At 44.3% G+C, this 22,456-nt stretch carries 23 protein-coding genes; 19 read left to right on the top strand and 4 right to left on the bottom strand.

The features are described 5' to 3' along the window. Nucleotides 1-27 precede the first annotated feature (27 nt). Entirely contained in the window at nucleotides 28-1,056 is a 1,029-nt protein-coding gene (gap, locus tag ICN21_RS05515; protein WP_216177307.1) for a type I glyceraldehyde-3-phosphate dehydrogenase, read from the top strand. A gap of 113 nt (nucleotides 1,057-1,169) precedes the next feature. On the opposite strand, the gene fur is transcribed toward gap, so the two are convergent. Further along, nucleotides 1,170-1,625, bottom strand: a complete 456-nt coding sequence (gene fur, locus ICN21_RS05520) for a ferric iron uptake transcriptional regulator (RefSeq protein ID WP_215297255.1) — start codon at nucleotides 1,623-1,625, stop codon at nucleotides 1,170-1,172. Between the two features lie 124 nt (nucleotides 1,626-1,749). Here fur and ICN21_RS05525 point away from each other — a divergent pair, with 124 nt between their 5' ends. From ICN21_RS05525 to hemL, 10 genes are all read left to right on the top strand, one after another. Continuing rightward, nucleotides 1,750-2,400, top strand: coding sequence for an outer membrane protein assembly factor BamE (locus ICN21_RS05525; RefSeq protein ID WP_370624052.1), 651 nt, complete (start codon nucleotides 1,750-1,752; stop codon nucleotides 2,398-2,400). Nucleotides 2,401-2,479: 79 nt separating this feature from the next. Beyond that, nucleotides 2,480-3,280: a 4-hydroxy-tetrahydrodipicolinate reductase gene (gene dapB, locus ICN21_RS05530; protein ID WP_216177662.1), complete on the top strand. Its 801-nt coding sequence runs from the start codon at nucleotides 2,480-2,482 to the stop codon at nucleotides 3,278-3,280. 48 nt (nucleotides 3,281-3,328) lie between these two features. Further along, nucleotides 3,329-6,001, top strand: coding sequence for a leucine--tRNA ligase (gene leuS, locus ICN21_RS05535; protein ID WP_216177314.1), 2,673 nt, complete (start codon nucleotides 3,329-3,331; stop codon nucleotides 5,999-6,001). Between the two features lie 32 nt (nucleotides 6,002-6,033). Then, nucleotides 6,034-6,561, top strand: a complete 528-nt coding sequence (gene lptE / locus ICN21_RS05540; RefSeq protein ID WP_216177317.1) for an LPS assembly lipoprotein LptE — start codon at nucleotides 6,034-6,036, stop codon at nucleotides 6,559-6,561. Between the two features lie 17 nt (nucleotides 6,562-6,578). Next, entirely contained in the window at nucleotides 6,579-7,640 is a 1,062-nt protein-coding gene (gene holA, locus ICN21_RS05545) for a DNA polymerase III subunit delta (RefSeq protein ID WP_216177320.1), read from the top strand. A 17-nt stretch (nucleotides 7,641-7,657) separates the two neighbouring features. Beyond that, on the top strand, nucleotides 7,658-8,935 hold the full coding sequence (locus tag ICN21_RS05550) for a glutamate-5-semialdehyde dehydrogenase (protein WP_216177323.1): 1,278 nt from the start codon (nucleotides 7,658-7,660) through the stop codon (nucleotides 8,933-8,935). Nucleotides 8,936-8,959: 24 nt separating this feature from the next. Then, on the top strand, nucleotides 8,960-9,382 hold the full coding sequence (locus ICN21_RS05555) for a CopD family protein (protein ID WP_216177326.1): 423 nt from the start codon (nucleotides 8,960-8,962) through the stop codon (nucleotides 9,380-9,382). A gap of 61 nt (nucleotides 9,383-9,443) precedes the next feature. Continuing rightward, on the top strand, nucleotides 9,444-10,910 hold the full coding sequence (locus ICN21_RS05560) for a class I SAM-dependent RNA methyltransferase (protein WP_216177328.1): 1,467 nt from the start codon (nucleotides 9,444-9,446) through the stop codon (nucleotides 10,908-10,910). A gap of 58 nt (nucleotides 10,911-10,968) precedes the next feature. After that, a complete protein-coding gene (locus ICN21_RS05565) occupies nucleotides 10,969-11,139 on the top strand; it encodes a rubredoxin (protein ID WP_068947854.1) in 171 nt (56 codons plus the stop codon). 45 nt (nucleotides 11,140-11,184) lie between these two features. Next, nucleotides 11,185-12,480 (top strand): glutamate-1-semialdehyde 2,1-aminomutase, encoded by a 1,296-nt coding sequence (gene hemL / locus ICN21_RS05570; protein ID WP_216177331.1) that lies wholly within the window; start codon nucleotides 11,185-11,187, stop codon nucleotides 12,478-12,480. Nucleotides 12,481-12,494: 14 nt separating this feature from the next. Here hemL and ICN21_RS05575 read toward each other — a convergent pair whose 3' ends face one another. Next, nucleotides 12,495-13,334, bottom strand: a complete 840-nt coding sequence (locus ICN21_RS05575) for a symmetrical bis(5'-nucleosyl)-tetraphosphatase (RefSeq protein ID WP_216177334.1) — start codon at nucleotides 13,332-13,334, stop codon at nucleotides 12,495-12,497. Nucleotides 13,335-13,363: 29 nt separating this feature from the next. Further along, nucleotides 13,364-14,836 (bottom strand): deoxyribodipyrimidine photo-lyase, encoded by a 1,473-nt coding sequence (locus tag ICN21_RS05580; protein WP_216177337.1) that lies wholly within the window; start codon nucleotides 14,834-14,836, stop codon nucleotides 13,364-13,366. A 72-nt stretch (nucleotides 14,837-14,908) separates the two neighbouring features. Here ICN21_RS05580 and ICN21_RS05585 point away from each other — a divergent pair, with 72 nt between their 5' ends. From ICN21_RS05585 to ICN21_RS05620, 8 genes are read left to right on the top strand one after another with little or no spacing between them, the layout of a single operon-like run. Further along, on the top strand, nucleotides 14,909-15,721 hold the full coding sequence (locus tag ICN21_RS05585; RefSeq protein ID WP_255534221.1) for a YdcF family protein: 813 nt from the start codon (nucleotides 14,909-14,911) through the stop codon (nucleotides 15,719-15,721). A gap of 22 nt (nucleotides 15,722-15,743) precedes the next feature. Further along, the gene (locus ICN21_RS05590) at nucleotides 15,744-16,376 is read left to right on the top strand and encodes a YqgE/AlgH family protein (protein ID WP_216177339.1); all 633 of its coding nucleotides are present in this window, start codon (nucleotides 15,744-15,746) and stop codon (nucleotides 16,374-16,376) included. Nucleotide 16,377: 1 nt separating this feature from the next. Further along, entirely contained in the window at nucleotides 16,378-16,797 is a 420-nt protein-coding gene (ruvX, locus tag ICN21_RS05595) for a Holliday junction resolvase RuvX (RefSeq protein ID WP_216177342.1), read from the top strand. 22 nt (nucleotides 16,798-16,819) lie between these two features. Beyond that, nucleotides 16,820-17,320 (top strand): bifunctional pyr operon transcriptional regulator/uracil phosphoribosyltransferase PyrR, encoded by a 501-nt coding sequence (gene pyrR, locus ICN21_RS05600; RefSeq protein WP_216177345.1) that lies wholly within the window; start codon nucleotides 16,820-16,822, stop codon nucleotides 17,318-17,320. Continuing rightward, nucleotides 17,320-18,288: an aspartate carbamoyltransferase catalytic subunit gene (locus tag ICN21_RS05605; protein ID WP_216177347.1), complete on the top strand. Its 969-nt coding sequence runs from the start codon at nucleotides 17,320-17,322 to the stop codon at nucleotides 18,286-18,288. The genes pyrR and ICN21_RS05605 overlap by 1 nt, the downstream gene beginning before the upstream one ends. 21 nt (nucleotides 18,289-18,309) lie before the next feature. Further along, complete coding sequence (locus tag ICN21_RS05610) at nucleotides 18,310-19,665, top strand: hypothetical protein (RefSeq protein ID WP_370624054.1); 1,356 nt, start codon at nucleotides 18,310-18,312, stop codon at nucleotides 19,663-19,665. Between the two features lie 15 nt (nucleotides 19,666-19,680). Then, a complete protein-coding gene (locus ICN21_RS05615; protein ID WP_255534222.1) occupies nucleotides 19,681-20,580 on the top strand; it encodes a DUF6492 family protein in 900 nt (299 codons plus the stop codon). Then, nucleotides 20,580-21,521 carry a glycosyltransferase family A protein gene (locus ICN21_RS05620; RefSeq protein ID WP_216177353.1) on the top strand — a complete coding sequence of 314 codons (942 nt, stop codon included), beginning with the start codon at nucleotides 20,580-20,582 and terminating at the stop codon, nucleotides 21,519-21,521. Before ICN21_RS05615 ends, ICN21_RS05620 begins: the two co-directional genes overlap by 1 nt. Here ICN21_RS05620 and ICN21_RS05625 read toward each other — a convergent pair. Continuing rightward, a complete protein-coding gene (locus ICN21_RS05625) occupies nucleotides 21,518-22,402 on the bottom strand; it encodes an alpha-1,2-fucosyltransferase (RefSeq protein ID WP_216177356.1) in 885 nt (294 codons plus the stop codon). The two genes, ICN21_RS05620 and ICN21_RS05625, sit on opposite strands and share 4 nt — an antisense overlap. Nucleotides 22,403-22,456 lie beyond the last annotated feature (54 nt).

Consider the following 22,456-nt stretch of genomic DNA (forward strand, 5'->3'; position numbering starts at 1 on the left):
AAATTTAATATTAGTAAGGGGAAATAAATGACAATTCGTGTCGCAATTAATGGTTACGGGCGTATTGGCCGTATGGTACTCCGCGCCTTGTATGAAGATCAGGTAAACGGCAAGCCACGTCGTGATATCAAGATCGTTGCGATTAATGCGATGGGTGATATTGCAATCAACGCCCACCTCACTCAATATGACTCTGCCCACGGCCGTTTTCCTGCCGAGGTATCTGTAGATGGCGATTGCATGGTGGTGAATGGTGATCGTATCAAGATGTTCTGTACACGCAATCCTGTTGAAACCCCATGGGGTGAGTTGGGCGTAGATTTAGTTTTAGAGTGCACTGGTAAGTTCACCTCTAAAGAAAAGGCGATGATTCATATTCAACAGGGTGCTAAGAAAGTATTGATTTCTGCGCCTGGCGAAAAAGATGTCGATGCCACCATTGTGTTCGGTGTGAACCAAAATGTATTAAAGCCAAATGACGTGGTTGTTTCTAATGCAAGTTGTACTACCAACTGTTTGGCGCCATTAGTTAAGCCATTGTTAGAAAAAATTGGTATTGAGTCTGGCTTGATGACAACGATTCATGCATTTACGAATGATCAGGTGTTGACCGATGTGTATCACAAGGATATGCGTCGTGCGCGCTCTGCTGTGAGTAGCATGATTCCAACGAAGACTGGCGCAGCAAAAGCAGTCGGCTTAGTTTTGCCCGCTTTAGCCGGTCGCTTTGATGGTTTTGCGATGCGTGTGCCAGTGATCAATGTCTCAGTGGTTGACCTCACGTTTGCTGCAAGCCGTGCAACGAGCATAGATGAAGTGAATTCTATTTTGAAGGCTGCTAGCGAGGGTGAGCTCAAAGGCATCTTGGGCTTTAATACTTTGCCTTTGGTTTCAATCGATTTTAACCATGATCCACGCCCGAGTATTTATGACGCCTCTCAAAGCCGTGTTTCTGCTGATGGCAAGCTAGTTAAAGTTTTAGCTTGGTACGACAATGAATGGGGTTATTCAGTACAAATGCTCAATGCGGCTGAAGCATTAATGGCGGTAAAGTAATTAAAAGTCATTAAATGTAGTTAAAAGTTGCTAAAAAGTAAAAAAGACCTCAATTTGAGGTCTTTTTTCATATCCGTAGCCCTGAGAATCAACTCAAAACCTCAGAAAAGTGTTTATTTTTGCTTATTTCGGCAGTTTTTCTTCTGGCAATGCCCGTACATTGCTAAAGAGTGTTCTTGAAGCTTAAAACCGAGGTTCTTGGCAATATCCCGTTGCCGCTTTTCAATGGCCTCATCCACAAACTCTTCTACATGCCCGCAGTCTAGGCAAACCAAGTGGTCATGGTGGTTACCTTCATTAAGTTCGTAGATGGCCCTGCTATCACCCTTACTAGACTCAAAATGGCTGCGGAGCAAAAGCCCTGCCTGCTCAAACTGGGTAAGCACTCGATATACCGTGGCTAAACCGATTTCCTGATCTTCTTTAGTGAGGGCCATAAAGATGTCCTCAGCACTGAAGTGGGTGCCGCCATTTTGATGAAAAAAATCGAGAATTTTCATGCGTGGACCAGTGGCTTTGAGGCCAATATCACGCAAATTTTCAGGAGTAGGGTTTTGGTTCGTATTCATGGCTTTGGGAGCTAAAATCAATGTCTTAATGATACGGCCAGCCATGCAAAATTGCCTTGAACTTTTTAGTCGTTTTTTTAACCCGTTTCTGAAGAGGTATTTTGCCTCTTCAAGAGGGGGTGTATTGGCTCTTGCCTTGTTTGGCTTGCTAGGTATTGCGGGGTGTACTACCGCGGTAGATGAAACCCAGCGCGCCTGGATGAACAAAATTTTTAGACCTTATGTTCCTGACATTGTTCAAGGTAACTTTATCTCCAGTGAGCAATATGCCAAATTACAGTTAGGTATGACGCGTGAGCAGGTGCGTCAAATTTTAGGCACTCCATTATTAGCAAGTTACTTCCATGCCAATCGCTGGGATTATGTTTTTGAATTTAAACGCTCAGGTCAGCGTGTTGGCAAAGAGCGGCATGTCACCGTATTTTTTGATGGCGATAAAGTCGTGAAGTTTGAAGGCGATGCTTTACCAACAGATGTGGAGTTGGTGGCTGAGATTGATAACTACGCTAAGACGAAGCGTTCGTTTTGGGATGTGATGACGGGTTCAAATAAACCGCCAGTAACACCGCCTTTGCAACAACCAGAATTATTGGTGCCAAGTCCAACCGATAACTTGCCTAAGGGGGCTGCTATACCTCCAGTCCCTGCTGCAAGCACAGGATCTTTCTGGGACTATTTTACTTTTTCAAAGTCGTCAGATGGCAAAGTATCCCAGCCAGAAACTTTAGGCCCTGGCGCGATGAATACTCCGCCAGCGGCTGAGAAAAAGCAGTAGAAATGATTGATACATTGATGCCAGTTAAATAATCCTGGACGTCTCTAGAAACTTTTAATAAGAAGCGAAGAAATACATGATGAAGATTGCAATTGCTGGAGCAACCGGTCGTATGGGCAAGATGTTGATTGAGACTGTTCTTAATGCATCTGATGCGCAACTTGAAGGTGCTCTTGAGCATTCAGCTTGCCCTCAATTGGGAGAAGATGCGGGCGCTTTCCTGGGTAAAAAGACGGGTGTGCTCATTTCTGCTGATGTGTCTAAGGTATTAGCGAACGCTGATTTTCTGATTGATTTCACAAGGCCAGAGGGCACTATGGCGCACTTGGCTGTGGCAGAAAAAACGGGCACCAAGATGATTATTGGTACAACGGGATTGAGTGCGGATCAAATTGCAAATCTTAAAAAAGCTTCTGCAAAGTTAGCTATTGTGTTTGCGCCCAATATGAGTGTTGGCGTGAATGCCACATTCAAGTTACTGGAGATCGCAGCTAAGATGCTTAATCAAGGTTACGACATTGAAATCATCGAAGCCCATCATCGTCACAAAGTAGATGCGCCTTCCGGCACTGCTTTGAAGATGGGCGAGGTTATTGCAGATGCACTTGGTGAAAAGCTAGATGATCTGGCTGTGTATGCACGCGAAGGCCATACTGGCGAGCGCAAAGAGGGGTCAATTGGCTTTGCAACGATTCGTGGTGGCGATATTGTGGGAGACCATACTGTGCTGTTCGCTGGCGATGGCGAACGTATTGAGATTAGCCACAAGTCTTCAAGCCGTCAGTCTTATGCCCAAGGATCTTTACGGGCCGCGCGTTTCTTGCAGAACCAAACTTCAGGCCTTTATGACATGCAAGATGTGCTTGGCTTACGCAAATAACTACATTAATAAAAAACCAAAAAATAAGACAGAAAAGAGTTGTTTTGAATGAGTAAGGATTACGACTACCGCAGCATTGAAGCAGCAGCACAAGCTGATTGGGAAAGTGCGCAAGTCTATCAAGTAACAGAAAATGCTCTCGGCATAGATGGCAAGAAGAAGCCGAAGTATTACGCTTGCTCTATGTTGCCTTATCCTTCTGGTAAGTTACATATGGGTCATGTGCGTAACTACACGATCAATGATGTGATGGCGCGTCAACTCCGCATGCAAGGCTATAACGTCTTGATGCCAATGGGCTGGGATGCTTTTGGCATGCCTGCAGAAAATGCTGCCATTCAGAATAAAGTGCCGCCAGCGAAGTGGACCTACGACAACATTGCTTATATGAAAAAGCAAATGGCTGCGATGGGCTTAGCAATTGATTGGTCTCGTGAGGTTGCCACTTGCAGTCCTGATTATTACCGCTGGAATCAATGGCTCTTTTTGAAGATGCTGGAAAAAGGGATTGCGTATCGTAAGACTCAAGTAGTCAACTGGGATCCGATCGATCAAACTGTTCTAGCAAACGAGCAAGTGATTGATGGTCGTGGTTGGCGTTCAGGCGCCTTAGTTGAAAAGCGTGAGATTCCAGGCTACTACTTCAATATCACTGCTTACGCAGAGCAATTACTGACTGGCTTAGATGGTTTGGGTTGGCCTGAGCGTGTCAAAACCATGCAGCAGAATTGGATTGGTAAAAGTCGCGGTGTTCGCTTTGCTTTTAAGCATGAGGTCGCTGATGTCCATGGCAACTTTATTCAAGATGGCTTGCTATACGTGTTTACTACCCGGGCTGACACCATTATGGGCGTTACTTTCTGCGCCGTGGCAGCTGAGCATCCGTTAGCCACTAAAGCTGCCGCTAATAATCCTGCCTTAGCCGCATTTATTGAGAAGTGCAAAACCGGTAGCGTGATTGAAGCTGACCTAGCTACTCAAGAAAAAGAGGGTATGTTTACCGGTTTATATGTCACGCATCCATTGACGAATGAGCCAGTGCCTGTTTGGGTAGGTAACTATGTTTTGATGTCTTATGGTGATGGCGCCGTGATGGGTGTCCCAGCACATGATGAGCGTGATTTTGCTTTTGCCCTCAAATATGACTTGCCAATCAAACAAGTGATCGCCCTCAAAGGGGAATCACCCATGTTTAATGCAACGCGTTGGGAAGATTGGTATGCCCAAAAAGAAGATGTGATTTGCTTTAACAGCGACAAATATGACGGACTCTCACATGGAGAAGCAGTCAGTGCCGTTGCCAAAGATTTAGAGAAGATGGGTATTGGAGAGATCAAGACTACCTATCGATTGCGTGATTGGGGTATTTCACGTCAGCGTTATTGGGGCACTCCCATTCCGATTATTCATTGTGGTGATGAGAGTCACCCTGGTTGTGGAGCAGTACCTGTTCCAGAGGCTGATTTGCCAGTGGTGTTGCCAGAAGATTGTGTGCCCGATGGCAGTGGTAATCCTTTAAATAAGCGTGCAGACTTTTTGAATGTGCAGTGCCCCAAGTGTGGCAAGCCTGCAAGACGTGAGACTGACACGATGGATACCTTTGTAGATTCGTCCTGGTATTTCATGCGCTATACCGGTCCTGACGCGAAGACGATGGTGGATGGGCGCAATGAATACTGGATGCCAATGGATCAATATATTGGCGGTATCGAGCATGCGATCCTGCATTTACTGTATGCGCGCTTTTGGACCAAGGTCATGCGTGATCTGAACTTGATCACTTTTGATGAGCCTTTCCAAAATCTGTTGACGCAAGGCATGGTACTCAATGAGACCTATTACTCAGAAGAGGCTTCTGGTAAAAAGACTTGGCTTAATCCCTTGGACGTAGAGTTAGAGCTCGATGAAAAAGGTCGTCCTCAAGGCGCGAAGCTAAAGGGCGATACCTCAGGCACACCGGTCATGATTGGTGGCGTTGAGAAGATGTCTAAGAGCAAGAACAATGGCGTTGATCCGCAGGCTTTGATTGATCAATACGGTGCAGATACTGCACGTTTGTTTGTGATGTTTGCAGCACCACCAGAGCAACAGTTGGAGTGGTCGGGTGCTGGGGTTGAAGGCGCTTCCCGATTCTTACGACGTGTTTGGATGTATTCAAGCAGTCAAGCTAATGGGATTCGTGATGCGCAGGACGCTTTACCGAGTAACCTGAATGATGCTGAGAAAGAATTGCGTCGCGAAGTCCATTCGATTTTGAAGCAGGCAAATTTTGACTACCAGCGTCGCCAGTACAACACAGTGGTATCTGCCGCCATGAAGATGCTCAATGTGCTTGAACCCATTAAATTGGATCAAGCTGCTGCTATTAGTGCACCGGTTTTACGGGAGTGCCTTAGCATCTTATTGCGAGTGCTTTACCCAGTGGTGCCACATTTAACGCATGTGCTCTGGAAAGATATGGCTTATGCCAAGACCTTTGGCCCTCTTTTGGATGCCCCATGGCCTGCTGTAGATGAATCTGCTCTGGTTCAAAGTGAGATTATTTTGATGCTCCAAATTAATGGTAAGTTGCGAGGTGATATCAGGGTGCCAGCAGAGGCCACCAAAGAGCAAATTGAATCTTTGGCTTTGCAAACTGATTCAGCGGTTAAAGCGCTGAACGGCGGAGCCCCTAAAAAGGTAATCGTCGTGCCTGGCCGTTTAGTAAATATCGTTGCATAGCTGTATAGAGGCTAATGAGAGAAACTAAGGATATGAGCACAAATCGACTGCGACGTGCAATGCTTGGATTAATCGTCAGTGCGCCAATCGGTGGCTTGCTGGCTTGTGGCTATCGCTTACGCGGCATGGTGGACTTACCATTTCAGGCAATTGCCATTACTGGCAATCCATCACCACCCTTACGTGCCGATATTCAAACCTCTATTTTGACGGGTACAGACGTCAAGGTTGCGATTAATCCAAAAGATGCCGACTTAATTTTAGAGATTACGAACGACATTAGTGGTCGCGAGATATTGGCTTATAACTCTGCTGGTCAAGTTTCTGCATATCGCTTAAATATTCGCGTAGGTTTTAGAGCTTACGATCTTGCTGGCGCAGAGATTATTCCTGATAGCGAAATCTATATGACGCGTGATATGGACTTCTCAAATACGACTGTGTTGGCGACCGATGTTCAACAGCAACAATTCTTATCCTTGATGCGTAAAGACTTGGCAGTGCAGATCTTGCGCCGCGTCTCTGCTGCCACTAAAGCCCCACGCAGTAGAACTTTCTAAGGGTATGTAAAGCTCGCATGGTCAAAGTTGACGCCTTGCAAGTGCACCTCAAATCCTTAGGATCAGGGGGTGCGATGCTCCCCCTCTATGTCTTTAGCGGGGATGAGCCCCTCCTGATGATGGAGGCAATCGATCAATTACGTCTTACCGCCAAGAAATTGGGTTTTACTGAGCGCGAGGTGATGTTACAAGAGCGCGGATTTGATTGGAGTGCACTCATGAGCGCCGGTCAAACCATGTCTTTGTTTGGTGATAAGCGTTGGGTAGAGTTGCGGATACCGACTGGTAAACCAGGTCGTGATGGCGCTGATGCTTTAAAACAATTTGCCGCGCAAATAGGGTCACAGCCAAGCTCTCCAGATGGCCCGGACACAGTGGTATGCATTGTCCTGCCTAGATTAGATGGCAAGACGAAGACTTCGGCTTGGTTTAGCGCTTTAGATGATGCTGGTATGGCTATTCAGATTGACTCTTTAGATCGCAGTCACTTACCAAGATGGATTGCAGGTCGACTGAGGATGCAAAATCAAGAAGTGGAGAGCGGTACTGAGGGTCAACGTGCTCTGGAGTTTATTGCCGACCAGGTTGAGGGTAACCTCATTGCCGCTCACCAAGAGATTCTGAAGCTAGGACTCCTATATCCCACAGGCGTCTTAACTGAAGAGCAAATTCGGTCTGCCATTCTAAAAGTAGCTCGCTATAACGTTTTTGAGTTAACTGAGGCAATGCTTGCGGGTGATTTACCGAGGCTAAACCGCATGTTAGATGGTTTAAAAGGCGAGGGCGAGCCCTTAGTATTGATTCTGTGGAGCGTGACCGAAGAGCTTAGGCTACTATCTAAATTGAAGGTAGCTAGTGATGCTGGAGAGTCTGTGCAACAGCTGATGCGGGCAAATCGGATCTGGGGTAACAAAGAGCGTTTATACCCAGCTGCGCTCAGAAGAGTTCAGCCGCTGAAATTGCGCAGGGCAATGCAGGTTGCTGCAGGCCTAGATCGTCAGGTTAAAGGTCTTTATGCAGCTGAATTGCCTGCAGATCCTTGGGATGGCTTGCGTTTGGTTGGAAACTTATTACGGTAATTTAAAGAACAAAGTCAATGAGTAAAGAGATTCAAGAAATGATGCAGGACATTGGAAAGCGAGCACGAAGTGCGTCGCGTGCCATGGCTCGTGCATCGAGTGAGCAGAAGAACCAAGCTTTATTACATATCGCAAACTTAGTTCGTCTAAGGACAAGTGAAATCCAGAAGGTTAATCAGGTAGATGTTGATCGTGCAAAAGCAAATAGCCAAGACGCTGCTTTTATTGATCGCTTAACCATGACGCCTAAAGTGATTGAAACTATGGCATTAGGTTTAGAGCAAATTATTTCCCTAGAGGACCCAATCGGAAAAATGACTGCCTTGAAAAAGCAGGCCTCTGGTATCGAGCTTGCTCAGATGCGCGTACCACTTGGTGTCATTGGCATCATTTATGAGTCACGTCCCAATGTGACGATTGACGCGGCAGCACTGTGTTTAAAGTCTGGCAATGCAGTGATATTGCGTGGAGGATCTGAGGCAATTGATTCCAACACCGTGTTGGCCCAAATCATTCAAGAAGGTCTTGCTGCTGCGGGCCTGCCTAAAGATGCTGTCCAAGTGGTTACGACCACGGATCGTAGCGCTGTCGGTGAAATGATCACGATGACCCAATATATTGATGTCATTGTTCCTCGTGGCGGTAAGAGTCTGATTGCTCGGCTGATGGCAGAAGCACGTGTCCCAATGATTAAGCACTTGGATGGTATTTGTCATACCTATATTGATGCTGATGCTGATCTCGCGATGGCAGTCAGAGTTTGCGATAACGCCAAGACACAGCGCTATGCACCTTGCAATGCGATGGAGACGCTTTTAGTAAATAAGGCTATTGCCCCCAAGGTCTTGCCTGAGCTTTGCAAAATTTATCAAGATAAAGGTGTTGAGTTGCGCGTGGATACTTTGACGCGTTCAACTCTAGAGGCCAGTGGCTTTAAAAACTTAGTGGATGCTACAGAAGAAGATTGGCACACAGAGTATCTCGCTCCTATTTTGTCGATTAAGACCGTGGCCGATATCGATGAGGCCATGAATCATATCGAGCGCTATGGTAGTAAACATACCGACGCGATCATCACGAATAATAAGATGCAAGCCGATCGTTTTTTGCGTGAAGTCGATAGTGCTAGCGTGATGGTGAATGCTAGCACCCGTTTTGCCGATGGCTTTAAGTATGGCTTAGGTGCTGAAATTGGTATTTCGAATGACAAGCTCCATGCCCGCGGCCCTGTTGGTCTAGATGGCTTAACCTCCCTTAAATATGTCGTGATGGGTCATGGCGAAATTCGTACTTAACTTCATCGCATCTAATACACCATTATGAACGCTTACCTCTGGATAAAAACCTTACACATTGTGTTGATCACTTCATGGTTTGCAGGCTTGTTTTATCTCCCGAGAATTTATGTGAACTTGGCTGATGAAAAAAATCCCGAGACTTATGCGCGTCTCTTGGGAATGGCTAATCGCCTCTTTCGCTTTATGACCATATTGGCAGTGCCAGCGGTATTACTAGGCTTAACACTTTGGCTTGTTTTTGAAGTTGGTGCTGGCGATATATGGATGCACGCTAAATTATTTTTTGTAATCCTGGTGATTGCTTATCACCATGTCTGCCTCAGCTTATTAAAGAAGTTTCGTGCTGGTCTAAATACCAAGTCTGGAGTGTGGTATCGCTGGTTTAATGAAGTCCCAGTCATCTTGCTATTGGTAATTGTGGCTTTAGTCATTTTTAAACCATAAGTTCAAAAACTATTCCAAATTTCTTTTTCTACTCTTTTTTCTATTTAAGACTGTTAGCCCCATGAGATTTTTTGTTGTTTGCCCAGGCGGTTTAGAAGTACCGCTTGCACAGGAGCTTTCAGCAATTTCCCAGCGCCCAGATTCCAAAGCATTGGGTGCATGGGTGATTGATCCAACACCGACCAGCCCTACCGGCGGAATTGGTCTTGCGGGTCCGCTTTCTGCAGCAATGGCATTGAATCTTCATTCCAGAATTGCTAGCCGAGTTTTACTGCAGATGGCGCAAGCGCCCTATCGACAAGAAGATGACTTGTATAAGTTAGCCAGTGGTTTGGCTTGGGAAGATTGGTTTACCAGTAAGCAAACTTTACGGGTAGATGTAACAGCGCATCGTTCGCCATTAAAGAGTTTAAATTTTGCGACTCTGAAAATTAAAGATGCGATTGTGGACCGCTTGCGCGATGTCACAGGTGACCGACCAAGTATTGATACGGCCTTTCCGGATATTCGGGTGCAGGCACATTTAACGGCAACTCAAGTCACCATTTATTTAGACACCTCTGGTGAGGCACTTTTTAAACGAGGTTGGCGAGATGAAAAGGGCGACGCTCCTTTAAAAGAAAATTTGGCCGCAGGGATCTTGTCTATTACAGGCTGGAAGCCTGGGCAGACTTTATTTGATCCGATGTGCGGCAGTGGCACTTTCTTGATTGAGGCTGCGCAAATAGCCTTGGCTATCCCGCCAGGCGGGATTCGTGCGGGGATGTATGGTGATGATGCTAAGCCCAGTAGGCTTGCGTATCGCCCATTAGTGAGCTCAGCACATGGTTTTGGTTTTCAGAGGCTAAAGCCGTTTAACGAAGCAGCTGAACAAAAGTGTTGGCTTACTCTAAAAGACTCATCTCTAAACGAGATATTCGAGAGGCGTAAGCAACACCCTCATGCAGAGTCTCTTGGTATTAGTGGTAGCGATATTAATGAGAAGTTAGTTTCTATGTTTCGGGGAAATTGGCAAAGAGCTCAATTACCTGATCAACCAGTAGTGCGTCAGATTGATGCGATGGCAAGTAAGCCACCAACCAATACCAAAGAGGGCGTCATGCTATTGAACCCTCCTTATGGAGAGCGTTTGGTAATCAAAGGAGGTAGAGGTCAGGAAAGAGCTGTGCCCGATGCTAGTTATGAAACTGCAGAACCTGAAAATCGTTTTGAACTCAATCTAGAAACGGGGCGTCAAAGTGCTAAACGCTCAAGCCGTGAGTCTCTCAAGAAACTTCAGGCTCAGGAGGAACAAGACCCCAAGTTTGTAGAGTTCTTGCGTCAGTTTGGGCAACACCTCAAAGATGCATTTAGTGGTTGGAATGTCTTTGTATTGACTGCGGATATGGCTTTGCCTGGGCAGTTACGCATTAAAGAGTCAAAACGAACACCTTTATTTAATGGTCCTCTAGAATGTCGGTTATTCAAGTTTGAGATGCATGCAAAGCGTCCAGCGACCAAAAATATAGACGATGATTTAGAGGATTGATGCGCTTTAAAATAGAAGTTGTTCCTCTAAATGCGTGATTACTGCGGAGATTAGGTAAATGGAATTTAAAACGTATATGTGTCTAATTTGTGGATGGGTCTATGACGAGGCTGCTGGTTTGCCTGATGAAGGGATTGCGCCAGGAACACTCTGGAAAGATGTACCAATGAATTGGACTTGCCCAGAGTGTGGAGCACGCAAAGACGATTTTGAAATGATGGCAATTTAATTGGCTGATAACAGCTAAAAATAGATAAAAGCGATTGAGATAAACATGAGTCAAAACGACGTTTTATTTGAACGGGCACAGAAGACAATTCCAGGTGGAGTGAACTCGCCAGTTCGGGCATTCCGTCAGGTTGGGGGTACTCCACGATTTGTAACCAAAGCCAAAGGCCCCTATTTTTGGGATGCTGACAATAAGCGTTATATCGATTTAATTATGTCTTGGGGTCCCATGATTGTCGGTCATGCGAATCCAGAAGTGGTTGAGGCTGTTCAAAAAGCTGCTGAAACGAGTTTTAGTTACGGCGCCCCAACCGAAGGCGAAATTGAATTAGCAGAGCGTATTTGCGCTGTGATGCCAAGTGTTGAGCAAGTACGTATGGTCTCTAGCGGCACTGAAGCAACGATGAGCGCCTTACGTCTCGCTCGTGGCTACACAGGTCGTGATCTCATCATTAAGTTTGAAGGTTGCTACCACGGACATGCGGATAGCTTATTAGTGAAGGCTGGCTCAGGCCTGTTGACCTTTGCAGACTCAACCCAGAATGCGCCATCTTCTGGTGGTGTACCTCAAGATTTAGTCAAGCACACATTGGTTTTGCCATACAACGATGTTGAAGCGATCGAGGCGGTATTTAAAAAGCAGGGCGATCAAATTGCTGCAGTCATCATCGAGCCGATTGCTGGCAATATGAATTTGATTCAGCCTTCAAAAGCATTTTTGACTGCGATTCGTAATCTCACGAGCAAGCATGGTAGCGTTTTAATTTATGACGAAGTCATGACCGGCTTTAGAGTGGCTCTTGGAGGTGCTCAGTCACTGCAAGGTATTGTTCCCGACTTAACTTGTCTTGGAAAAGTCATGGGTGGTGGTATGCCAATGGCAGCCTTTGGCGGAAAAAAAGAAATCATGTCTAAGTTAGCACCTTTAGGTAGTGTGTACCAGGCTGGCACTTTGTCGGGTAATCCAGTTGCTGTGGCCGCTGGCTTAAAGACTCTGGAGATTATTTCGAGAGAAGGTTTCTATGAGTGCCTGACTGGTCAAACTCAAAAACTCATGGCTGGTTTAAAACAAGCCGCCGACAAAGCAGGCATTCCATTTGCGGTTGATAACGTTGGCGGTATGTTTGGCTTCTATTTTGCCAATGCCGTTCCAAGCTCTTATGAGGCTGTCACGAAAACTGATATTGAAGCTTTTAAGAAGTTTTTTCACTTGATGTTAGATGAAGGTGTTTATCTAGCACCGTCAGCATACGAAGCAGGCTTTACATCCATTGCGCATGACAATGATGTACTTGATGCGATTATTACTGCTGCTGAAAAATCATTCCAAAAACTGAAATAAAGCAGTTGCTTTAATTACATTCGCAAGGGATGGTCATAGCCATCCACTTGAATAATCTCAGACTTCTTCATATCTTTATTGTTGTCTGAGATTTGCATGGCGGTGAGTTTTCCTCCCCACACGCAGCCAGTATCTAATCCTACAACGTTTTGCTGACGCAGTAAGCCCAGAGTGGACCAGTGGCCAAAGTAAATCAAGGTATCTCGGGTTTTTCTCTTGGGAACTTTGAACCAGGGGATATAGCCTTTTGGACCATTCTCTAGACCTTCTTTGCTTTCAAACTCCATTTGCCCGCCTGGGGTGCAAAAGCGCATTCTGGTCAATGCATTGGTAATGACTCGTAGGCGCTCGTAGCCTTTTAGGGAGTTACTCCATTTATTGGGCGTATTGCCATACATATTTCCCAGAAATTCTTTATAGGATTTGCTACGTAAAGCCTTCTCCACTTCTTGCGCACATTCGATCGCTTGCTGTAAATCCCATTGTGGGAGAACACCAGCATGCACGGCCAGTAGTTTTCCATTGCTGAGCGCCATAGGGCGCTTGCGTACCCAATTAATGAGCTCTCTGCGGTCTGGTGCTTTGAGAATTGCTTCCACTGTATCAAGGCTTTTGGTTTTGCGAATTCCAGCATCAATTGCCAGAAGGTGAAGATCGTGATTGCCCAGAATGCATTCAGCCCGACCGGATTCTTGAAGTTTTTTGAGTTGACGCAACGCGCTAAGTGAGTTCGGACCGCGATTGACTAAGTCACCCAAAAAAATCATTTTCGACTGTTTGGGAAGCTTCTTAACGAGGGCTTTGAGTGATGGTGCACATCCTTGAACGTCACCAACAGCATAGATCTTGCTCATACCCTATCTTAAAGCGGATTGATAAGTTATTAGCCGACTTTTTTAACAACGCTATAACGTACCAAGGTCTTCTTGCGTGCCTCGTCGTGATCGACTACAGGTATCGGATAGTCTCGCCCCAGTACGATGCCTGCAGCCTCAAGCTCAATATGACCTGCTTTCCATGGTGCATGAATCGATTTCTTAGAAAGTTTTTCCAATTGCGGCAAGTAACGGCGTATAAATTTTCCTTCTGGATCAAATTTTTCTGATTGAGTAATGGGGTTAAAGATCCGGAAGTAGGGTTGGGCATCGCAACCTGAAGAAGACGCCCATTGCCAGCCACCATTATTGGATGAGAGCTCAAAGTCATTGAGATGTGCTGCAAAATAGGCTTCACCCCAACGCCAATCAATTCCTAAGTCTTTGGTTAGAAAGCTCGCCACTACCATGCGCAGGCGATTGTGCATATAACCACTTTGATTGAGTTGATGCATTGCTGCATCAACTAATGGGTAGCCAGTTTTACCTTCGCACCAGGCTTTATATAATTTTTTAGCATGAGCACCTTCTTCCCAAACAATATTGTCATAGTCTGGTTTGAATGAAGCACCATCAGCCAGACGTGGGTGATTGGCCAGAATCATGAAATAAAAATCCCGCCAAATGAGCTCACTCAGCCAAATGGTAGCGCCCATGCTGCCTGCCAACATTCTGCGATGGGCCTCGCGTACTAGACCCCGAATCGAAAGCATGCCAAAGCGTAAATGGCTAGAGAGGTAGCTCACGCCCTTGATTGCTGGAAAATCTCTCCCCATTTGGTACTGATCAATTCGCGAGAGAAAGTCTTCCAAGAATGCCTGTCCGCCTTCAGATCCGGGTGGAAGATAAGTTTCAATGCCGGTAGGGCAAAAGCCCATAGATTCTAGCGAGGGGAATGGCAAGTCTAATTTTTTAGGAATAGCAGCAATTTGCCCTGGCTTAGGGCTACATTCATAAGAGGCAAGATCTTTTTGTTGAAGCGTTTTTAGCCAATTGTTTTTATAGGGTGTAAAGATAGAAAAAACAGTATTTGAATTGGTGAGAATTTCTTTTTTCTCAAAAATGACTTGGTCTTTAAAGCTGGCAAACTGAATATTTATTTTTTGTAACGAAGTCTTGATAATTTCATCTCGAGCGATGGCAGAGGGCTCATAGTCATGATTAGTCAGTACAGCTTCAACACCTAATTCTTGAGCAATTTGAGGAATACATTCAGCTGGCTTACCAAAGCACACAATGAGGCCGCCACCCAATTGCCGAAGTTCATCATCAATTTGCTTTAGCCCTTGCCAGATGAAATCGACTCGACGGTCATGTTTCAAGCCTCTAGCATCGAGTTCACCTTGCATCAGAGGTCTGAGAATATCTGTATCAAAGATAAAAGTCAGCCAGACTTGCTTACTTTCTTTTAAGGCGTGATGAAGCGCCGCATTGTCATATAAGCGGAGATCACGTCGGAGCCAAACAAGAGCTTTTTGCATAGCTCCTATATTAGGGGTAATTGGAACAATTTGTTGAGGGGGCTTTAGTTAAAAGGGTTAAGATCTTGATTAATGATGGATTCGATCTTTTTTATTCTTTCGAAGGTGGTGCAGCTCTGCATAGAGCCACTGAATTGGGTCATCACTTTTGTTTTTCTGAGCTTACTATTTCTAGCCCTCAGAAAGCTCGACTTGTGTAAACGCTTCTTGATACTGGCTTTACTGGATCTCCTGATAGTGGGGTGGCTACCGACCTCTGAGTTAGGCTTAAGGAGTCTTGAGGATGCCGTTCCTAAAACGTCTTTAGTAAATCTTGCGGGAAATGATATTGGCGGGATCATCATTTTAGGTGGTGCGATTGAGGGTGGAGAAATCGCACTTGATCGCGGAGAAGTATCTATTGGCTCTGCTGCAGAACGTGTCACCAAAGCTTTTGAGCTCATTCGAAAGTATCCAGACCTACCTTTTATTTTCAGCGGTTACTCAGGTCGCATTAATCCAAGAGGGCCTTCTGAGGCTGAGGCATTTAAGCAGTTGGTTGCCGAGCAGGGATTGAGTGAAAAGATGGCGCACTACGAAAATCAGTCGCGAAATACCTATGAGAATGTTCTTTATGTGAAGCCCATGATTGAAGAATTGGGCCTAAAGAATGCGGCTGGAGCTTCAAAGCCTTGGCTACTGATTACCTCTGCTAGTCATATGTATCGATCGGTCAAGATATTTGAAAAACAAGGTATTGATGTCTTGCCTTTACCAGTGGATTACCAAACAGCAAATAGCATTCCATGGACATCATTTAATCTGGGTGGAGGCGCTGATAATTGGAATAACTTGCTACATGAGCTAGTTGGTATATTTGCCTACTGGATTACCGGAAAAATCTAGATATTCGGTAAAATAAGTTTATATGACTACGGCCAAAAAAGCCCCCCGTGATTTAGACCCAGGGTCTTTGATTTCCTATTCTGCCGATCACTTAGCTAATCAGTTTCTCATCTCTATGCCGGGCATGGTAGACCCTAACTTTGCAAACTCTGTCATCTATTTGTTTGAGCATAACGAACGAGGTGCGATGGGTTTGGTGGTGAACAAACCCACTGAAGTTGATTTGGCAACTTTGTTTGACAAGATTGAACTTAAACTTGAAATTGCACCCTTACTCGAGCAGCCTGTCTATTTCGGCGGTCCTGTTCAGGTTGAGCGTGGATTTGTACTTCATGAGTCCAACCCTCATCTTGCTTATAGCTCCTCCTTAATTATTCCGGGTGGACTTACGATGACCACATCTAAGGATGTTCTAGAGGCAGTAGCTATCGGCAATGGCCCCAGAAAATTTTTGATGACGCTTGGTTATGCGGGTTGGGGGGCTGGTCAGCTAGAAGAAGAGATTATCTTGAATGGTTGGATGAACGTCCCTTTGTCACGCGAGCAAATGATGGAAATTATTTTCAATACACCATCGACTCAGCGCTATGAAAAAACTATGAGTCATCTCGGATTTGATTTGGCATCTTTTTCCGGTGAAGCGGGGCATGCCTAATATGACCAACGCTTCACTCACTGAGCCAATTACAGTAATGGCCTTTGATTATGGAACACGTAGAGTTGGTGTCGCAGTCGGAAATTCAGTAACGCAAGCGGGGCAAGCCTTAAAAATAATTGCTGCGCCTAATATTGATGCACTTTTTCAAGAAATCCAGGTGCTGACTAGGGAGTGGCAACCCCAGCAGCTTGTGGTCGGACGCCCAGTCTATCCTGATGGGGCTGAGCATGAGATGACGGCTAAGGCGACTCGATTTGGTAATCAATTACATGGCAGGCTGAATTTGCCGGTTGCTTGGGTTGATGAGCGCTATACGTCCGTTATTTTGGAGGGGGGCTCCAAGATGCGGGACAATCTAGATGCACACTCTGCTGCTTTGATTTTGGAGCAGTATTTTGCGGAACGACCGCTGACTTAAACTGAGAAGTGTTGGAAAACGAATGAACGCTGAACTGTTATACGGAAAATTACTCGAAGAGCTTCACAAAAAGTTGCAGCAAGGCTCTTTTGAGCTTGCTGGCTTAGCAATGGGCGGCGCCTGGATTGCTGAGCGCTTAGCTAAAGATTTGGGCTTGCCTCACTATGGCGTAATTAATGTTGCTTTTCATCGCGATGATTATGCTGAGAAAGGAATGACTGCTCTGCGTACCGCTAGCACCATGACGACTCATTTACCTTTTGATGTGAATGGTGCCAACATTATTTTGATTGATGATGTTTTGCTCACCGGTAGAACAGTGCGCGCAGCCTTGAATGAGTTATTTGACTTTGGTCGTCCTGCACAAGTTGAATTAATGGTGCTTGCAGATCGTGGTAATCGTGAGCTTCCGGTTTGCGCAAACTTTGTAAGTGAACAAGTCCACATCTCCGAAAAGCAAATCTTAGTTTTAGAAAAAGATACCGCTGGTAAATTTAACTTTCAGCTTGAGGAGCATGAATAATGGGCTCGGAGAGTAACTTAGTGAATCAATTTAATTCTGCTGGAGAGCTCACCCACCTCTTAACCTTAGAGGGTTTACCAAAAGAGCAGATCCTTCATATACTCGATACTGCTCAGCAGTTTGTGAGCATTACCGATCCATCAAGAGAGGTAAAAAAAGTTCCTCTATTACGAGGTAAGAGTGTCTTTAATCTCTTCTTTGAAAATTCTACACGTACTAGAACGACTTTTGAGATTGCCGCCAAGCGTTTATCGGCTGATGTGATTAATTTAGATATCTCCACCTCTTCTACTGCGAAGGGTGAGAGTCTTCTCGACACAATTGATAACTTAGTTGCAATGCAGGCAGATATATTTGTAGTGCGCCACAGTGTTTCAAAAGCACCAATTGAAATAGCCAACCATGTGCCAGCACATGTACATGTGGTTAATGCCGGAGATGGAAGTCATCAGCATCCAACTCAAGGCTTGTTAGATATGTATACGATGCGTCACTTCAAGCAGAATTTCAGAGGCTTAAAAGTGGCGATTGTTGGTGACATCGTCCATAGCCGCGTTGCTAAATCGAATATTAATGCCCTGACAACTTTGGGCTGTGAAGACATTAGGGCAATTGGTCCTGAGAGTTTATTGCCTAGCGATCTCAATATGTTGGGCGTAAAGGTCTTTCATAGCATGGAAGAGGGCTTAAAAGATGTTGATGTAGTTATGACTTTACGTATTCAAAAGGAGCGCATGGAAGCTGGTCAAGTCCCAGAGGGTGAGGCCTTCTTTAAGCAGTATGGTTTAACGCCTTCACGCCTAGCACTTGCTAAGACTGATGCAATCGTCATGCACCCTGGCCCTATGAATCGTGGAGTCGAGATTGATTCTGTTGTAGCTGATGGGCCACAATCAGTCATTTTGAATCAAGTTACCTTTGGCATTGCAGTGCGTATGGCTGTAATGTCGATAGTTGCTGGTAATTAGTTAGGCCAAATGGAATCGCTAGTGAGCATTGAAATTCCTGCAGTCACTGAAAAAAGGCGTTGGTTGATTTTGTCTCACGCTTTCAATATGGATGGCCGTGCTGCTAGTCTTACGATTACCGATAAGATCCCTTATTTTCTAGATGCCGGTGTAGAGCCAATCGTATTGAGTGCGATCACAGGCCTAAAGGATGATCGTTTCCCTCATTTCCAATACATAGCTTGGGGGCCATCTGGCTTTCGTTTCGATTTTCGACACTGGATTGCTAACAAATATGGTCGCGGCTGGTTTTATAAGCTGACAACCAGAACAGTTTCTATTTTTCTTGCCCCATTGATCGCAATTGAAAAGCTTTGCTTGGGCTATTCGAGTCAATGGTCGTGGTCTCTGCCAGCTTTTTTTAATGGTTACAGGTTAATTCGTGCTGGCAAGGTGGATGTTGTGCTTTCTGTTGGCAGCGCGTGGTCCGCTCACTTAGCTGGTGTTTGGCTTAAAAAGGCAACAGGAATCGAGCTTATTTCAGAGGTTCATGATCCTTTAGTTATTCGCAAAGATCCAAACGATCAAGGTTTTAATAGGCCAAAGAATCGTGATGCTCGCTTTAGGCACTATTTAGAAAATCAACTCACTCGTTTTCCAGATAAGGTTTGGTGGTTTACCGATGGTGCATTGCATTACGCTAAGGTACGTAATCCCAATTTAAATACTCCAAACAATGCCTATGGTTTCGTAGTGACGCCAGGTGCTCAGCCTCCTGGTAGTCTTAATAATAATCAAGCCCACCAATATGCTGATACATTAAATTTATGTCATTTTGGTTCGTTGGCGAATGATCGCTCCCTATCAACTATTCTTAGGGCTTTGATCCCTTTATTTCAAAAGTATCCTAAGGCGCGGGATTTAATACGCGTACATGCTTACGGAGCACCATTAGATTCGCTATCAGTGGATGCTATTGAGCAATTTGGATTTAGTGATGTGCTATTAGCGCATGGCCGCTTAGAGATTGACCCTCTCACTGGCAAGTCTGGTCGTCAGCGTGTGGCCGAAAAAATGCAAGAGGCCGATATATTGATATTGCTTCACGGCAATGATGAGTGGTGCGCTGAGTATATTCCTTCGAAGTTTTATGACTACCTGTGGACGGGTAGACCTATTTGGGGAATAACCCACCGTAACCCCCAGCTTGATCAGATGCTGCTTGATCGGGGCGCTTATTTAAGCGCTGAAGGCGATTCCGAGGGTATTGCTATGGCGTTAGAGAGAATTTGGTTAGACTGGCAAGCGAAGCAATTAATTGAACCTATTTGGAAACCGATTGGCGTGGATCAAGCAGTAAAAACCATATTGACTCAAGTCCAAGTTCGCGCAAAATAATCACTGGAAAATAGTTTGAAAGATTTCGTTCTCTACTGCAAATCCTATTCTCGGGATTTTCTTCGTCTAAAGCGTTTATTGGGGTCTATAAATCAATTCAATGCTGACCGCTTAAACTTTTATATTTCCACTCCAAAAGCAGATAAAAATTTATTAGAGAAATCGCTTGGTAAGAATGGTTACATTTGGGTTGCGGATGATGATATTGTTGCTGCCAACCCCGATGCAGATCTAGAGAAATACAAGGCCATGCATGGAGGCTTATCTCAGCAAATTATTAAATCAGAATTTTGGCGATTAGGTTTCTCTGAAAACTATTTATGCTTAGATTCAGATAGTTTATTTATTCGAAACTTCTATAAGTCTGACTTCTTATCAAGTGATGGTGTGCCCTATACGGTACTGCATCAAAACAAAGAGTTGTTTCAACTTGCCGCTGATCGTGGACATGAAAAGGTTGGAAGAGATCTAAGGCTAGAAGCTGAGCGTGTAAAAGCCTTATTTGATCGTAAGGGGCCAAATTTTTATTGCGCTCCGGCGCCATTCATTTGGTCGGCTAGAGTATGGCAATCATTGGTCACAGAGTGTCTAGAGCCTAAGGGCATTAGCTTATGGGACTTTATTAGCCCAGATCATCCAGAGACTTTAATTTATGGCGAAACCCTTCTAAGGTATCGCGCTATTCCATTGATTGCAATTGAACCCCTGTTTCGTACCTATCACTATGATTGGCAGTATTTTTTGATGAAACGTTTGGGTGAGACTAAGGCTAAAGTAGCTCAGAATTATTTGGGGATCATTTATCAATCTGCTTGGGAGTCCGAATTGAATTTAGGGTCAACTCAAAAGTCTCTACCCTCTAGATTGCTAAAGCGTATTAAGCGTTTTGGTCGATATCTGCAAAGTTTTATTTAATGTTGCAAACTACTTCAAAATCGATACTAAAGCCAATAGTTAGTGTTTTAATGCCGGCATACAATGTTGAAAAATATATTGCCATTGCTATTGAAAGCATTCTCAATCAATCTTTTACAAATTTTGAGTTCATCATCTTAGACGATGGCTCTAGCGATAGTACAGCTAGAATTATTGACTCATATGCAGATCGAAGGATTAGAAAAGTATTTCTGCCTCAGAATATAGGCTTAGTCAATGCTCGAAATACTCTTGTCACTATGGCTGAGGGTAGGTTCATTGCATTTTTAGACGCTGATGATATTGCAATGACCGATCGTCTAGAAACACAAGTTCAAGTGCTAGAGGCGGACTTAGCAGACATTTGTGGCGCAAGCTATTTCTCCCTGTATGAGGAAATGGGTAAAAAGAAGAGTTCTAGGCAAAGATATTCTGATTCAGATATACGTGCATTGATGGTTATAACAAGCCCGCTTTGTAATCCTACCGTGATGGTAAAAGCTGAAATTTTAAAAAAATATCCATATCAGATTGGAAAAAATTATGCTGAAGACTACTCTTTATGGGTTAAATTAGCTTTGGAGGGGTATCGATTTTTGAATTTACGACAAAAGTTGATTATTTATCGCATTTATGCTGCACAAACTAGCCAGGTTCAGCAGAACGGAATCAATTCAGTATTTTCGCAAAGTCGCAAAGAATATATTGATAGTTTAGGTATACCCTTAAGTATGATTCCAGGGCCTATTAGTATTAAGCATCGAATTACTTTAGCTATTCCGTTTATGGTTATTTTGAATAAAAGAATAGAGGGTATTTCAGTGGCGGCAAATTCTGAAATCTATTCTCGTTATCAATTTCGAAGTAATGGTATGTTAACTCCATTTACTAGAATGGAGAGATGGCTAATTGCGATTTTCGTTTCTTTGATAAGATTTTAAATCTGAGTCCATTCGGCTGGTATTAGATCATCCCAGCTCATATTTAAGTTATTTGTCCATCTTTTGGGGCATATCGTAGTACCTCCTGAATGTTTTTTTAACCATGCACCCCACCAGCTAAGCGAGCTGTTGGCAATTAGATGGTTTTGGCAGTGAGTCATTAATTCTAGCTCTTGTACTGGAGCTGTAATATCTCTCGAAGATTCAATCAGGGTGAGACAATCCTGGTGAGGTAAAAATTTTTTAGCCCAAATAATATCGTCTGAAAATACGAAGAATTGAGTCTTTGGATTTTTGGATAAGAGCCTGAGCATCCCTTCTTGGTAATACTCTAACCCTATAAAGCCGTGAACTTTTGCTGCACTATTAAGTGTAATGTAGTCTCCACGACGTATGTGAATCATCGCAGAGTTTGTGCTTTGAATTTTTTCTAAGTAGTTATGGTAGTGATGGTTTAGAGGATTTCTTGGGGTAACTTCCTGCTTTAGAGTAGATCTTATATGCTCAAAATAGCGAAAAGATTGCCAATAGCCCATTATGTGGAGATTTTGTTTCTTAAAAGGCGGAGGTTTGAGTAGGTTTAAGTCAAATTGATAAGGTAGATTCTCTTTGTAGATATAGGGATTTATAGGGTACAAGCTCTGTATAAGTCGTCGGATTCTTTTGGGAGAAAGAGTGGGTTTAGTTAATGGTAGCTGCCCAGCTTGTATGTTTAGATTAAATGCAAGTAATTCTCTCGGGGTTACGTCATTATAAGTACGCGCGAACCATGTTGAGTCCAGAAGTAGGTTGGCACGATGCTTTAAAGCTAATGCTTTTCCAGTTGCATATTGGAATAATTGATTTCCAAGGCCACCTTGTAGCTGTACGATGATATCCATAATCATATAATTAGAACACTAGACTGCTTCTAAGAGAAATTTTGTTTTTCAACC

This window comes from Polynucleobacter sp. AP-Feld-500C-C5, assembly GCF_018882265.1.
In the GTDB taxonomy this organism is placed as follows: Bacteria; Pseudomonadota; Gammaproteobacteria; order Burkholderiales; family Burkholderiaceae; genus Polynucleobacter.

Coding starts and splice junctions, on each gene's coding strand:
- gap (WP_216177307.1), top strand. CDS start 28: ATGACAATTCGTGTCGCAATTAATGGTTACGGGCGTATTGGCCGTATG.
- fur (WP_215297255.1), bottom strand. CDS start 1,625: ATGAATACGAACCAAAACCCTACTCCTGAAAATTTGCGTGATATTGGC.
- dapB (WP_216177662.1), top strand. CDS start 2,480: ATGAAGATTGCAATTGCTGGAGCAACCGGTCGTATGGGCAAGATGTTG.
- leuS (WP_216177314.1), top strand. CDS start 3,329: ATGAGTAAGGATTACGACTACCGCAGCATTGAAGCAGCAGCACAAGCT.
- lptE (WP_216177317.1), top strand. CDS start 6,034: ATGAGCACAAATCGACTGCGACGTGCAATGCTTGGATTAATCGTCAGT.
- holA (WP_216177320.1), top strand. CDS start 6,579: ATGGTCAAAGTTGACGCCTTGCAAGTGCACCTCAAATCCTTAGGATCA.
- ICN21_RS05550 (WP_216177323.1), top strand. CDS start 7,658: ATGAGTAAAGAGATTCAAGAAATGATGCAGGACATTGGAAAGCGAGCA.
- ICN21_RS05555 (WP_216177326.1), top strand. CDS start 8,960: ATGAACGCTTACCTCTGGATAAAAACCTTACACATTGTGTTGATCACT.
- ICN21_RS05560 (WP_216177328.1), top strand. CDS start 9,444: ATGAGATTTTTTGTTGTTTGCCCAGGCGGTTTAGAAGTACCGCTTGCA.
- ICN21_RS05565 (WP_068947854.1), top strand. CDS start 10,969: ATGGAATTTAAAACGTATATGTGTCTAATTTGTGGATGGGTCTATGAC.
- hemL (WP_216177331.1), top strand. CDS start 11,185: ATGAGTCAAAACGACGTTTTATTTGAACGGGCACAGAAGACAATTCCA.
- ICN21_RS05575 (WP_216177334.1), bottom strand. CDS start 13,334: ATGAGCAAGATCTATGCTGTTGGTGACGTTCAAGGATGTGCACCATCA.
- ICN21_RS05580 (WP_216177337.1), bottom strand. CDS start 14,836: ATGCAAAAAGCTCTTGTTTGGCTCCGACGTGATCTCCGCTTATATGAC.
- ICN21_RS05585 (WP_255534221.1), top strand. CDS start 14,909: ATGATGGATTCGATCTTTTTTATTCTTTCGAAGGTGGTGCAGCTCTGC.
- ICN21_RS05590 (WP_216177339.1), top strand. CDS start 15,744: ATGACTACGGCCAAAAAAGCCCCCCGTGATTTAGACCCAGGGTCTTTG.
- ruvX (WP_216177342.1), top strand. CDS start 16,378: ATGACCAACGCTTCACTCACTGAGCCAATTACAGTAATGGCCTTTGAT.
- pyrR (WP_216177345.1), top strand. CDS start 16,820: ATGAACGCTGAACTGTTATACGGAAAATTACTCGAAGAGCTTCACAAA.
- ICN21_RS05605 (WP_216177347.1), top strand. CDS start 17,320: ATGGGCTCGGAGAGTAACTTAGTGAATCAATTTAATTCTGCTGGAGAG.
- ICN21_RS05620 (WP_216177353.1), top strand. CDS start 20,580: ATGTTGCAAACTACTTCAAAATCGATACTAAAGCCAATAGTTAGTGTT.
- ICN21_RS05625 (WP_216177356.1), bottom strand. CDS start 22,402: ATGGATATCATCGTACAGCTACAAGGTGGCCTTGGAAATCAATTATTC.